The 13112-nt window shown below is 39.7% G+C and carries 12 protein-coding genes; 9 read left to right on the forward strand and 3 right to left on the reverse strand.

Features of this window, described 5'->3' with window-relative positions; translation table 11 throughout:
• Window positions 1–94 precede the first annotated feature (94 nt).
• Complete coding sequence (locus PSF86_RS03625) at window positions 95–1030, forward strand: TIGR01777 family oxidoreductase (protein WP_277898682.1); 936 nt, start codon at window positions 95–97, stop codon at window positions 1028–1030.
• Between the two features lie 27 nt (window positions 1031–1057).
• On the opposite strand, the gene PSF86_RS03630 is transcribed toward PSF86_RS03625, so the two are convergent.
• Window positions 1058–1729, reverse strand: coding sequence for a YceI family protein (locus PSF86_RS03630; RefSeq protein ID WP_277898683.1), 672 nt, complete (start codon window positions 1727–1729; stop codon window positions 1058–1060).
• Between the two features lie 229 nt (window positions 1730–1958).
• Between PSF86_RS03630 and PSF86_RS03635 the strand changes: the two genes are divergently transcribed.
• From PSF86_RS03635 to PSF86_RS03660, 6 genes are all read left to right on the forward strand, one after another.
• Window positions 1959–2516: a nucleotide exchange factor GrpE gene (locus PSF86_RS03635; RefSeq protein ID WP_277898684.1), complete on the forward strand. Its 558-nt coding sequence runs from the start codon at window positions 1959–1961 to the stop codon at window positions 2514–2516.
• A gap of 93 nt (window positions 2517–2609) precedes the next feature.
• On the forward strand, window positions 2610–3731 hold the full coding sequence (dnaJ, locus tag PSF86_RS03640; protein WP_277898685.1) for a molecular chaperone DnaJ: 1122 nt from the start codon (window positions 2610–2612) through the stop codon (window positions 3729–3731).
• A gap of 242 nt (window positions 3732–3973) precedes the next feature.
• Entirely contained in the window at window positions 3974–4900 is a 927-nt protein-coding gene (locus PSF86_RS03645; protein WP_277898686.1) for an ABC transporter ATP-binding protein, read from the forward strand.
• Window positions 4901–6238, forward strand: coding sequence for an ABC transporter permease (locus PSF86_RS03650; protein WP_277898687.1), 1338 nt, complete (start codon window positions 4901–4903; stop codon window positions 6236–6238).
• Between the two features lie 46 nt (window positions 6239–6284).
• Window positions 6285–7133, forward strand: coding sequence for a mechanosensitive ion channel family protein (locus tag PSF86_RS03655; RefSeq protein WP_277898688.1), 849 nt, complete (start codon window positions 6285–6287; stop codon window positions 7131–7133).
• Window positions 7134–7295: 162 nt separating this feature from the next.
• On the forward strand, window positions 7296–8459 hold the full coding sequence (locus PSF86_RS03660; protein ID WP_277898689.1) for a sigma-54-dependent transcriptional regulator: 1164 nt from the start codon (window positions 7296–7298) through the stop codon (window positions 8457–8459).
• A gap of 71 nt (window positions 8460–8530) precedes the next feature.
• Here the strand turns inward: PSF86_RS03660 and PSF86_RS03665 are convergent, their stop codons facing one another.
• Complete coding sequence (locus PSF86_RS03665) at window positions 8531–9205, reverse strand: MBL fold metallo-hydrolase (protein WP_277898690.1); 675 nt, start codon at window positions 9203–9205, stop codon at window positions 8531–8533.
• A gap of 501 nt (window positions 9206–9706) precedes the next feature.
• Window positions 9707–10531 carry a hypothetical protein gene (locus tag PSF86_RS03670; protein ID WP_277898691.1) on the reverse strand — a complete coding sequence of 275 codons (825 nt, stop codon included), beginning with the start codon at window positions 10529–10531 and terminating at the stop codon, window positions 9707–9709.
• A 128-nt stretch (window positions 10532–10659) separates the two neighbouring features.
• Between PSF86_RS03670 and PSF86_RS03675 the strand changes: the two genes are divergently transcribed.
• Window positions 10660–11538 carry a PPK2 family polyphosphate kinase gene (locus PSF86_RS03675; protein WP_277898692.1) on the forward strand — a complete coding sequence of 293 codons (879 nt, stop codon included), beginning with the start codon at window positions 10660–10662 and terminating at the stop codon, window positions 11536–11538.
• Between the two features lie 61 nt (window positions 11539–11599).
• Window positions 11600–12949, forward strand: a complete 1350-nt coding sequence (locus PSF86_RS03680; RefSeq protein ID WP_407933308.1) for a M20/M25/M40 family metallo-hydrolase — start codon at window positions 11600–11602, stop codon at window positions 12947–12949.
• The last annotated feature ends 163 nt before the right edge of the window (window positions 12950–13112 follow it).

Below are 13112 nucleotides of genomic sequence, written 5' to 3' on the forward strand. Positions count from 1 at the left end.
AAATAAGTTTACGGGCAAATGGCGGCTGTATTTTTGTAGTGGGTAACTGCTCTTTTCAAGGACTTATTCGTCAAATGATATTAAAGCTAAACGAATGAAAATTTTAATAGCAGGAGCAACTGGGCTGATTGGGAGCGAAATTGTAAGGATATGCCACAACAGGGGATATGCTGTTAATTATCTTTCTACAAGTAAGAAAAAAATTGTGGTTTCAGAAAATTATCAAGGATTTTACTGGAACCCTTCCAAGAAACGTATAGATATGGCGTGTTTTGATGACGTGGATGCCGTGATAAACCTTTCGGGGGTTAGCATCTCCAAAAGGTGGACACCTACAAACAAGCGGAAAATAATGGGTAGCAGGTTAAAACCCCTGGAACTTTTAAATGAAGCCATAGCACGAACAGACCATACTATTAAATCTTTTGTATCTGCATCTGCCATTGGGATTTATCCGCATTCTTATACCAATTATTACGACGAGGCATGCAACGAGGTAGATGATTCCTTTTTAGGGCGGGTGGTGAGCAAATGGGAAGTGGCTGCCAAAGAGCTCGACGCACATACCTTTCCCGTGGCCATTGTTAGAACCGGACTTGTATTGGCTGCCAAAGGGGGCGCATTTCCCAAAATGGCCAAGCCCATAAAGTTTTTTGCAGGGGCTGTTTATGGAAATGGGGAGCAATGGCAAAGCTGGATACATATTACCGATATAGCAAAAATATACCTGCACATTGTTGAGAACCAATTGGAAGGGATATACAATGCCGTGGCGCCCAACCCGGTTACAAACAACAAACTTATGCACGAAATAGCACATGCTTATAAAAAACCAATTATATGGCCCAATATTCCCATGGCTTTAATGAAACTAATATTGGGGAAAATGACCTATTTGTTGTATGTAAGCCAACGGGTGAGTGCCAAAAAAATAGAAGAAACAGGCTATCATTTTAATTATTCAAACATTACGGTTGCAATAGGGGATGTGGTAAACGAAAAAAGCCAGTTCCGGGAAGAACTGGCTTAGAAATGTTTTAGTCGTTGTGTGCGTTTTTTAAGCTTTTTTTGCTTTTACCTTTACAACAAGCTCAATATCATCATTTACAAACTTATCGCCTAAATCATCAAATACAGATTTAGAACCGTAATTTACGTTCCAATTGGTACGGTCTATGGTAAAGGGCTCGCTTGTCAAAGTGGCAACATCGCCATTTTCGGTAACTGTCACCGGAAAAGAAATGTTTTTCTTGGTACCTTTAATGGCAAGGTTTCCTTTAATATGTGTTTTGCCTTCTATTTCTTCAATCCCCGTAACTTCAAAATAAGCGGTTGGATGTTCGGCAACGTTAAAAAAGTGGTCTTCTTTTCCTTCAACCGTGCCTTTTAAATGTGCTTCAAGGTCTTCTTTTCCGTCGCCTGCCTCTAGGTCGGTTACGGTAATCGTGTTCATATCGATTAAAAAATTCCCGCTTTCAAGCGCACCGTCCTTTATTGCTATTATGCCAGATTCCAAAGAGATGGTCCCCGTGTGCGTTCCAGTAGGTTTAGAGCCTTTCCATTCAATAATACTTTCTTCCGGTACGGCCTCGTATTTTACTGCTTCAACAGTGGTTTCGGTAACGGTTTCAGCATCGTTTGCGCTGGTTTCGTTCTTTTTTTCGGTTTTACATGCCGTAAAGACAGTTAGGCATGCTATTAACGAAATAGATAAAAAATTCTTCTTCATCTTAAATATGTTTTTTATTGATTAGCATACCAAAAATAGAAATAACATCGAATAATGCTATTAAAATTATACTAATTTTTTTGGTGACATTTTGACATTTTTAAATAAATGGCAATACTTTTGCCATTTCAAAAAAGAAAATAAAATGTTTGTCGCGGCAATGGTCAAACTATGGCCGGGTAAATATTTTTTCATTTGAATTATAAAAAATTAGAAGAAAGATAAAAACATGTCTAAGGAAGAAGATAACAAGGAAGCAATAGCAGACGAACAATTTGCTGCTGAAGAAAACGCAGGCCAAGAAGTCATTGACGAAGTTGATGAAAAGGAGGAAATTACTGAAGAAGAAAAGCTAAAAGAAGAACTGGCCGCCGAAAAAGATAAGTTTTTAAGGCTTTTTGCCGAATTTGAAAATTATAAAAGACGGACCTCCAAAGAGCGCATCGAGCTGTTTAAAACGGCCGGACAGGATATTATGGTTTCCATGTTACCTGTTTTGGATGATTTTGACCGTGCACTCAACGAAATATCAAAAAGTGAAGACAAAGAGCTTTTAAAAGGAGTAGAACTTATTAGCAATAAATTCAGGAATACCTTGAACGGAAAAGGCCTTTCTTTAATAGCGGTAAAGCCCGGCGATGCATTTGATGCCGAAATGCACGAAGCTATCACCCAAATTCCGGCCCCGACCGATGAACTGAAAGGAAGAATAGTAGATGTAGTGGAAAAAGGATATACACTTGGAGACAAAATTATACGTCATCCCAAAGTAGTGGTGGGGCAATAATCCATTTATCAATATTTTTGGCGCACATAAAAAACAGCTATAAAACGTCAAAATCTCGCACGGCGAGGCAAAAAATTCAATACTTATTTATACATGAAGGAAGATTATTACGAAATATTAGGAGTTAATAAGAATGCTACCGCAGCAGAAATAAAAAAAGCATACCGTAAAAAGGCCATTCAGTACCACCCGGACAAAAACCCCGGCGATGCCGAAGCTGAAAGTATGTTCAAAAAAGCTGCCGAAGCTTATGAAGTATTGAGCGACCCCGCAAAAAAACAGCGTTACGACCAGTATGGCCATGCAGCCTTTGACGGTGCCGGCGGATTTGGCGGCGGAGGTATGAATATGGACGATATCTTTAGTCAATTTGGAGATATCTTTGGAAGTGCCTTTGGTGGCGGATTTAGTGGTTTTGGTGGATTTGGCGGTGGGGGAAGGGCCCGCGTTAAGGGCAGTAACCTCCGCATCCGGGTAAAGCTTACCTTGGAAGAAATAGCCAATGGAGTAGAAAAGAAAGTAAAAGTAAGAAGGAAAAAACAGGCCAGTGGCGTTACGTATAAAACTTGCCCAACTTGTCACGGTAGCGGCCAAGTTACAAGGGTGACCAATACTATTCTTGGTAGAATGCAAACGGCAACCGCCTGTAATATGTGTGGTGGCGCTGGAGAAGTAATAGACAACCGGCCGAATGATGCAGATGCGCAAGGCTTGAAAGTAGACGAAGAAACAGTATCCATAAAAATTCCGGCAGGAGTTGTGGAGGGAATGCAGCTTAAGGTTACCGGAAAAGGGAACGATGCGCCGGGCAAAAACGGAATTCCGGGCGATTTATTGGTGGCCATAGAAGAAATCGAGCATAATACATTAAAAAGAGAAGGCGACAACCTTCATTTCGACCTCTACATTAGCATTGCCGAAGCCGTTCTGGGAACTTCAAAAGAAATAGATACCGTAACCGGAAAAGTACGTATTAAACTGGAAGAAGGTATACAATCTGGAAAAATATTGCGGTTAAAGGGCAAAGGGATACCAAGTATAAATGGATATGGCCAAGGAGACCTGTTGGTGCACATTAGTGTATGGACACCAAAAACCCTGAATAAAGAACAGCGCGAATTCTTTGAAAAAATGGTGGGCGACGAGAATTTTTCACCCAATCCGGAGAAGAGCGATAAATCGTTTTTTGAAAAAGTAAAAGATATGTTTTCATAATTTAACTTTTGTGTTTTATAAAAAAATATATCTTTGTAGGAACACTGGTTCTAACCTAGTGTTAATTTTTTCTTTTTCATAGCAATTTTTTCCCATCCTTGATACTTTTTTAAGGGTGGGTTTTTATTTAATAAATATTTAAACCTAAGTTTGATTATTCGTGCTGAGGTTTAACCCATAAAAGCGGGTTTCCCTTTTATGGTATGTGAATATCCGATATCTTTGAAAAAATAAAATTTAATATGCCCAATTTACTGGTAGCTGAAAATGTTTCTAAAACTTTTGGAAACCACACCGCATTAAACAATGTTTCCCTTGAGATTCCCGAAGGAACAATTTTTGGGCTCTTGGGCCCTAATGGAGCTGGAAAAACCACTTTTATCCGTATTATTAATCAAATAACATACCCCGATAAAGGAAAAGTTATCTTTAACGGAAACCCCTTAAACCCAGATCATATTAAAATGATAGGTTATTTGCCGGAAGAAAGGGGGCTGTACAAAAGCATGAAAGTAGGCGAGCAGGCTCTTTATTTGGCACAGCTAAAGGGAATGAGCAAAGCCGATGCCCAAAAAAAACTAAAATATTGGTTCGAGAGATTGGAGATAGGCGACTGGTGGAACAAAAAAATACAGGAACTTTCTAAGGGGATGGCACAAAAAATACAGTTTGTGGTAACAGTGCTCCATGAACCGAAACTTTTAATTTTTGACGAACCTTTTAGCGGTTTCGATCCCATAAACGCAAATTTAATTAAAGACGAGATCCTTCGTTTAAAAGAAAACGGCGCTACGGTAATCTTTTCCACGCACAGGATGGAATCTGTAGAAGAACTTTGCGACCATATTGCCCTGATAAATAAATCCAATAAAATTCTAGACGGAAAACTTATCGACATTAAGCGGGAATTTAAAAATGGTACTTTCGAAGTAGGGCTGGAAACCCTTCAGAAAGAGCCGTTAAAAAAAGAACTCGAAGAAAAATATACCGTAACTGATGCTCATTTTAAATCCTTGGGAGACGAATTAAAATTGAGGGTCCAACTAAAAAAAGGGGAAACTGCCAACGATTTATTGGCACACCTTTCCAGCAGGGGCATGATTACCCATTTTGTTGAAGTAGTGCCCACTGCCAACGAGATTTTTATTGAAACGGTAAAAAGAAATTAAATGGACAAATTAATACTTATTATAAAAAGGGAATACCTGGCCAAGGTAAGAAACAAGTCGTTTATTGTATTGACCATTTTAAGCCCATTAATTATTGTGGCCATGATTGCCCTGGTGGTCTATTTGGCCAAGGTAAACAGTGAAGAAAAGAGAATCGTGGCCGTTTTGGACGAAAGTCCGTTTTTTGCCCACCAGTTTGAAACTGGTGCCGAAGCCTCTTTTATGGATTTTAGGGATATTCCACTTCAAGAAGCCATAGATTCGGTGCATAGCCTTGGTTATTACGGCCTGCTCCATATTCCAAGCGGCAACAATATAGATTCGGTGGCAGAAAATATCCAGTTTTATACCAAAGAATCACCCAGCTTGGATATTTTAGGGAGTCTGGAAGGAAAGATTTCGGCCAGGGTCAGGGAAGAAAAACTTTCAACCTTACAAATTACCCCACAGGTAATTAACGCATTGGACAAAAATTACGAAATGAACATCGTTAATTTTAGCGGAGAAAAAAACGTAAAGGGCATTAGCGAGTTCAAGGCATTTATTGGTGGTGGCTTTGGCTACCTTATCATGATGTTTATTATTATCTACGGTGCCTTTGTAATGAGGAGCGTTATAGAAGAAAAAACCACAAGGATCATAGAAGTAATAATATCATCGGTAAAGCCATTCCAGTTAATGCTCGGTAAAATTATAGGTACTTCATTGGCGGGAATTACACAATTTGTTATTTGGATCGTATCGGCTGGAATTTTAACCTATGTGGTACTTTCTGTAATGGGCATAGAGATAGATACAATGCATTCCAGGGCAAATATTTCTCCGGAGGCCATGCATACATTAGAAGCATCTGCTTCACAGGATACCATTCAATTATATGTAAACGAGCTGGTAAAAATACCTTGGGGTACCTTAATTGTTTCGTTTCTATTGTATTTTTCCTTGGGATATTTAATATATAGTTCTATTTATGCTGCAATAGGTGCCGCCGTAGACAACGAAACAGATACACAACAGTTTATGTTTCCGGTAATTACACCACTTATGCTGGCAATTTATGTGGGCTTCTTTTCGGTTTTCGAAAACCCGAACGGGCCAATTGCGGTAGCCTTTTCATTATTTCCATTAACGTCGCCCATAGTAATGATGATGCGCCTGCCGGGCGGCGTTGGTGGGGCAGGGGTACCCTGGTGGCAATTAATAACCTCAATTTTGTTGCTTATACTTACTTTTTTGTTTATTGTATGGCTGGCAGCTAAAATTTACCGCGTTGGGATTTTAATGTACGGTAAAAAACCGAGCTACAAAGAAATTTATAGGTGGTTAAAATATAAATAGAATTTATTTTATATATATTGTAGTTGTTTTTGGTATTATAAAAAAGATGAAAGAAATAATTAACGATATTATAAAGGGAATATCCAATTTTTTTTCCTATCCCATATTCGAAGGGACAAAATCAACAATCACAGCCGGGACATTGTTGATGATTATTTTATGCTGTATAGCATCATTTTATGTTTTAAAGTTAATAAGGAGATTGATGACCTCAAAGCTCCCACTAGACGATAGGCTTAAGTTTAAAGGCATATTTAAGTTTGCAAACTACTTTATCTATCTTATAATAATCATCATAGTTTTAAGCTCGTCGGGAGTAGATTTAACGGTGCTTTTAACGGCTTCGGCAGCATTGTTCGTAGGGCTTGGTTTTGCATTGCAATACCTCTTTCAGGATATCATTTCTGGGGTTCTTATAATAATAGACCAATCCCTGCATGTTGGAGATATTATTGAAATTGAAGGCAAAGTGGGAAGGGTAATAAACATTAAACTTAGAACTACGCGTGCCATTACCCGAGATGATAAAATTATAATAATACCCAACCATAAATTTTTAACCGATATTATTTACAATTATACCCAAAACCATAGAACTACCCGGGAAACCGTTACCGTGGGGGTGGCATACGGGAGCGATACTAGGTTGGTAGAAAAACTGTTGCTCGATGCCGTAGACGTACAAAAAGGAGTATTAAAAAATCCAAAGCCAACGGTAAACTTTAAAAATTTTGGGGATTCTGCTTTAATATTTGATGTAAATTTTTTTATTAACGACAGCTTTTCGGATCCGCGCATAAAAAGTGCGGTACGGTTTACTATTGATGATTTATTTAGAAAACACAAAGTAAGCATTCCTTTTCCACAAAGGGATGTGCATATTTTTAATAAATAACCCGCCTAGTCCGGCAAAGTACCGTTTTTCCGGACAGGGATTTATCTGTAAAGGCTTGTGCACCATATATTGTAAGACCTACCGAAATAGGGTGGGTAACTCTAAACAAAAAATAACAATAACTTTTAGTGGTAAAGCTATAAAGAAAACAAACAAGAAGAAATGTCAAAAATACTGGTTATAGAAGATGAAGCCGCCATAAGGCGCGTGCTTGTAAAAATATTGACAGAAGAAAACAACAATTACCAAGTTGATGAAGCAGGAGATGGCCTGGAAGGAATGGAAGTTATAAAGAAAAATGAATACGACTTGGTTTTATGCGATATTAAAATGCCCAAAATGGATGGCGTGGAGGTCTTGCAGGCAACCAAAAAAATAAAGCCCGAGCTTCCCTTTGTAATGATTTCCGGGCACGGAGATCTCGAAACGGCTATTAATACCATGCGTATGGGAGCTTACGATTATATTTCTAAACCGCCAGACCTTAACAGGTTATTAAACACGGTACGCAATGCCTTGGACAAAAAGCAACTGGTTACCGAAAACAAGCAACTTAAGAAAAAAGTTAGCAAGAATTACGAAATGATAGGGGAAAGCAAAAACATTTCCTTAATCAAAGAAATGATAGAAAAAGTCGCCCCCACCGATGCCCGGGTAATGATTACGGGCCCCAACGGAACGGGTAAAGAATTGGTGGCTCACTGGTTGCACCAAAAAAGCGACCGCTCTGGCAAACCCATGGTAGAGGTTAACTGTGCCGCAATCCCTTCAGAATTAATAGAGAGCGAACTTTTTGGACATATAAAAGGCGCCTTTACTTCGGCTGTCAAGGACAGGGCGGGAAAGTTTGAAACAGCCAATGGCGGCACTATTTTTTTAGATGAAATAGGAGACATGAGCCTTTCTGCCCAGGCAAAGGTTTTAAGGGCGCTACAAGAAAACAAAATATCGCGCGTTGGTAGCGATAAGGACATAAAAGTAGACGTGCGCGTGGTGGCCGCTACCAATAAAGACCTTAAAAAGGAAATAGAAGAAGGGAAGTTCAGGGAGGACCTGTACCACCGTTTGGCGGTTATTTTAATAGATGTACCTGCCTTAAACGACCGGCGCGATGATATCCCGATACTTATAGGTCATTTTGCAAAAAAAATAGCCTCAGAACAGGGGAATGCCGTTAAAAAATTTACAGACAAAGCTATAAAACTCCTTCAGGAATACAATTGGACAGGCAATGTACGCGAACTCCGCAATGTAGTGGAAAGGCTTATTATTTTAGGCGGAAAAGAAGTTACCGAAGACGATGTTAAACTTTTTGCCAGCAAATAACCACGGTATAAATTAAATAACATATCGGGATTCAGCTGCAATAAACTATATAAGCTATTGGCGGCAGTTTTTTAATTTTCATTCAAATATTTTGCTAATTTTTCTCCTCCATTTCCTTCGATTATTTTATAATGAAATGGGTAAACGTTTTCAAAATCATAGTCCAACAGTTTTTTGCAACTCTCTATTCTGTCCGAAGGATTTTCATAATCAGCAGGATTTTCTTTACTGAAATCCCTGATTTTACCATTTTTGTCTCCATAGAAAGTATCTCCAGAGAATAATGATTTTGATGATTTATCCAATACACATACTGCTCCCGAACTATGGCCTGGCGTGTAAATAACTTCGATGTTTTCTCCTAATTTGGGCATTTCTGTAAAGAAAACATCAGGTTTCATTCTTAACCAAGGATGATTTGTGTCTGCTTCGTGAGCATACACTTTAAGTCCGATTTCTTTTTGCCATTTTGTTCCGTCTGAAATTCCGCACGACCCGTGTGATAGTATTGCAAATGCAGGTTTTTTGAAAGATGTGATGAATTCTTTAATTTCATCGGAATAAGTCGGGATGTCAAAAAGCAAGACTTTATCATCTAATTCGATTAAATACGTGTGTACTTTTTCGCTGTAGAAGTATTGGTTGTTTATCTCATAGATGTTTGGCTGTAACTTTGTATAAACAGGCCCATTATTAGTGGTGCACGAAAACAAAAAAATGAAAAGACCGATGTATGTATATGTCATTCTCATAGGTTTTTAAAATTATGGCCAAGGTTTTATGTATGGCTTTTTTCGGGAAATCCGCGAGGATTTTCACCGTAACACGAAGATAGCAAATTGTAATGAGTTCCTTAATAGGGGTTTAGCCGTAATAAGCTATATACATTGTTCCTGTTGCACAAGTTAATAAAAATGTGAGATGATGGCCTTTTAACCTATACTTCTTGATTGTTGTTAGATAAACTTTGAACCTCTCAACTCTGGCCTCTCAACCCTCAATACTGAACTCAAGAGGTCAACCAATGCGAACAATGAGTAACTACCAATGAACAACGACATAGCTACGTAACAACATAACATCACAACAGTACTTTTTAGTCCTTTTTGGGTTAAAAATACTACTCTAGACACGTTCGGAACCCCGTTGGATACGTCCACCAACGTATCTGGACATATTTGGAACCCTACGGGATACGTCCACCAACATAAAAAAATCAAAATATACTAATTTGGAATACCGCTTCCTTATTTGGTGCATTTTTTCAATGCTTCCAAAACCTTTTGTTGGGTAGCCGCTGTTAGGTTTAGGTAATAAGCACGGGTTTGCTCCAGGGTTTCATCGTTTAAAACATCGTCTTCCCTGGAATAACCACCTTTTAAAACTGCTGTAGCTTCTTGGCAATTTAGGGCGCGGGCCAGTTCCTGGTAATTTTTTTCAATATCAAAAAGGACCTGTTCGGCCATGTGCTTTAGTTTTATTTGCTCTTCGAGCTCCAATTGCCTGTTAACTCTGGCCTGTTCGGCCAATTGCTTTTGCTTGGCTATTTTTTCTTCCAATAGGCGCTGTTGTTCCAGTAAACGTTGTTTTTCGGCTTCCAGCTCTTGTTGCTGTGCCTGTAAGCTCCCTTCGCCTGCCGAGGGTCCCGAAGTATTTGTGGCGCTAACGGTGGGTGCCGTGGTTGCTTCTACTTCGTAATTAACGGTGGCTGCATTGCTGGTACATAAATCCAGTTTGGTCATCAGGGTTTGCAGGTATTCATAACCGTGCTTGGCATAGAAACGGCCAGCTTCCCAATCGGCAGGGTCTTCGGCCAGCTTTAAGTTGTCCAGTGCGTCCAGTACGGGGCTGGTTGCTTCACTGCACCCACAGCTTTCTACCAAGGACTTGGTTTTTTCCAGGGCTTCTATGGCGCGACCGGCATAATATTTTTGGTGGTCGAAATTATCTGAGCTCAACGATTTTTTGGTATGGGCCAACGCATAACTTGCCTGCGAATAGGCCGATGTACATTGGGAAACCGCATAATTGGTTGTTAATACAAATAGGAAGAATAAAGTAAGGTTCTTCATAGCATAGATTATTTAGGTTCATAAATTTGGGCAAAGCAATATTACAATATTAATTGTATTTTTAAAAAACTTTGTGGTAAACTTATCGCTATATGTGGTATGGGCCAATTAATTTAAAGGAAAATAAAATGGACAAAATTAAAACCTCTCACTACAGGATAGATGCACCCGTCCGGTTACAGGAAGTGCCAACGCTCAATAATTTAAATGCTACAGACGATGCGTTGAAAGATAGGCTAAAACATATTAGAAAAAAGATAGGGGAGCTCCAGGATGTATTGTATGCACATGGTAAATACAGTGTGCTTGTTTGTTTTCAGGGAATAGATACTGCCGGGAAAGATAGCCTTATCCGCGAAGTATTCAAGGATTTTAACTCGCGGGGCGTTGTGGTGCACAGTTTTAAAACACCAACGACCCTTGAGAGACAGCACGATTATTTGTGGAGGCATTACATTGCCTTGCCCGCCCGGGGTAAATTTGGCGTTTTTAACCGGACACATTACGAAAATGTTTTGGTAACACGCGTGCACCCCGAATTTATTTTAGGCGAAAATATTCCCGGGATAGATACCATAGACGATATTACCGATGCTTTTTGGCACCAACGTTTTGAGCAGATTAAAAATTTTGAGAAACATTTAGTACAAAATGGTACCATTATTTTTAAATTTTTCCTTCATTTGTCCAAGAACGAACAAAAAAACAGGCTCCTTAGAAGGTTGCGCCTGCAAGAAAAGAACTGGAAATTCTCTCCAGACGATTTAAAAGAGCGTGCCCTGTGGGACCAGTACCAACAATATTACCAAGAAGCCATAAATGTTACATCGACAAAAGATGCCCCTTGGTATGTTATCCCTGCCGATAACAAAAAAGCGGCCAGGACCATAGTGGCCGATATTATGTATGATGAGCTGAAAGATTTAAAAGATATAAAATACCCTCAACTTGATGAAGAAGTAAAGGCAAAACTGGATACTTATAAAGAACAATTAAACAATGAATAGACCAACAATGATTAAAAAAAGCGTATTATTTTCAATGCTTTTATTGCTTCCTGTACTGGCAATGGCCCAAAATGAAGACGAAGTACAGTTAAAAAAAATATACACACAATCTTTAACCAATGGCAAGAGTTACGCATGGCTGGATTACTTGTCCAATCAAATTGGCGGTCGCTTATCGGGTTCTTTTAATGCAGAGCGCGCCGTAGAATATACCAAGGCCCAGTTAGATTCTTTAGGGCTCGACCGTGTATGGCTACAACCGGTCATGGTGCCAAAATGGACCCGCGGGATCAAAGAATTTGCTTATATAGAATACAGCCCCGGCGATACAAATAATATTGATATTTGTGCCCTGGGAGGTTCGGTTGCAACACCATCGGGAGGATTAAAGGGAAATGTTATAGAAGTGCAGGGGCTGGAAGACCTTGAAAAGTTAGGAGAAGAAAAAATAAAGGGCAAAATAGTATTCTACAACCGCCCGATGCAGGCCGATTTGATACAAACATTTGAAGCCTACGGCGGATGTGTGGACCAGCGTTATTCGGGTGCAGCCGAAGCCGCCAAATATGGGGCCGTTGGCGTTATTGTGCGTTCCATGAACCTGCGCTTGGACGACTATCCGCATACGGGCAGCATGAGCTATGGAGACACACCCGCATCCAAACGTATCCCGGCCGCGGCAATTAGTACCAATGGCGCAGAGCTTTTAAGCAGTGTTTTGGCATTGAACAAAGACATAAAGTTTTATTTTAGGCAAACTTGCAAGGTTTTCCCCGATGCACAGTCGTTCAACGTTATCGGTGAAATCAAGGGAAGTACATACCCCAATGAAATAATTACGGTAGGCGGGCATTTGGATTCATGGGATTTAGGCGATGGCTCTCACGACGATGGAGCAGGTTGCGTACAAAGTATGGAGGTATTGCGCTTGCTAAAAGAAACGGGCTACAAGCCCAAAAGGACAATCCGTGCGGTTTTGTTTATGAATGAAGAAAATGGCTTGCGCGGGGCTACCAAATATGCCGAAGTTGCCAAAGAGAAAGAAGAAAATCACGTGTTTGCCCTAGAAAGCGATGCTGGCGGATTTACGCCAAGGGGCTTTTCTTTTGATTGCGATGATGCCAATTTTAAGCAAATTACTTCATGGGAGCCACTGTTTAAACCGTATTTAATTCATTATTTTGAAAAAGGGGGCAGCGGTGCCGATGTAGGACCCTTAAAAGGAAACGGAACCGTATTGGCTGGATTGAGGCCCGATTCTCAACGTTATTTCGATCACCATCATGCGGCAAACGATACTTTTGAGCACGTAAACAAACGCGAACTGGAGCTGGGTGCCGCAACAATGACCGCTTTGGTTTATTTAATTGATAAATACGGTACGGTCCCATCAGAAAAAGTAAAAGGATAGACAAAAATAAATATATCAAGTACTTAAAAAAGTCTAAAAGTTTTTTTCAGTACTAAATGTCAGTTTGAGCTTGTCGAAGACTTTCTTGACTTCAGTAAATTACACTCCATCAGGCTTCGTGTGACAGAGATATTGTATACTTTTCTGGCATCTTTTTTATGCC

This window comes from Galbibacter pacificus, from assembly GCF_029603165.1.
GTDB lineage: Bacteria > Bacteroidota > Bacteroidia > Flavobacteriales > Flavobacteriaceae > Galbibacter > Galbibacter pacificus.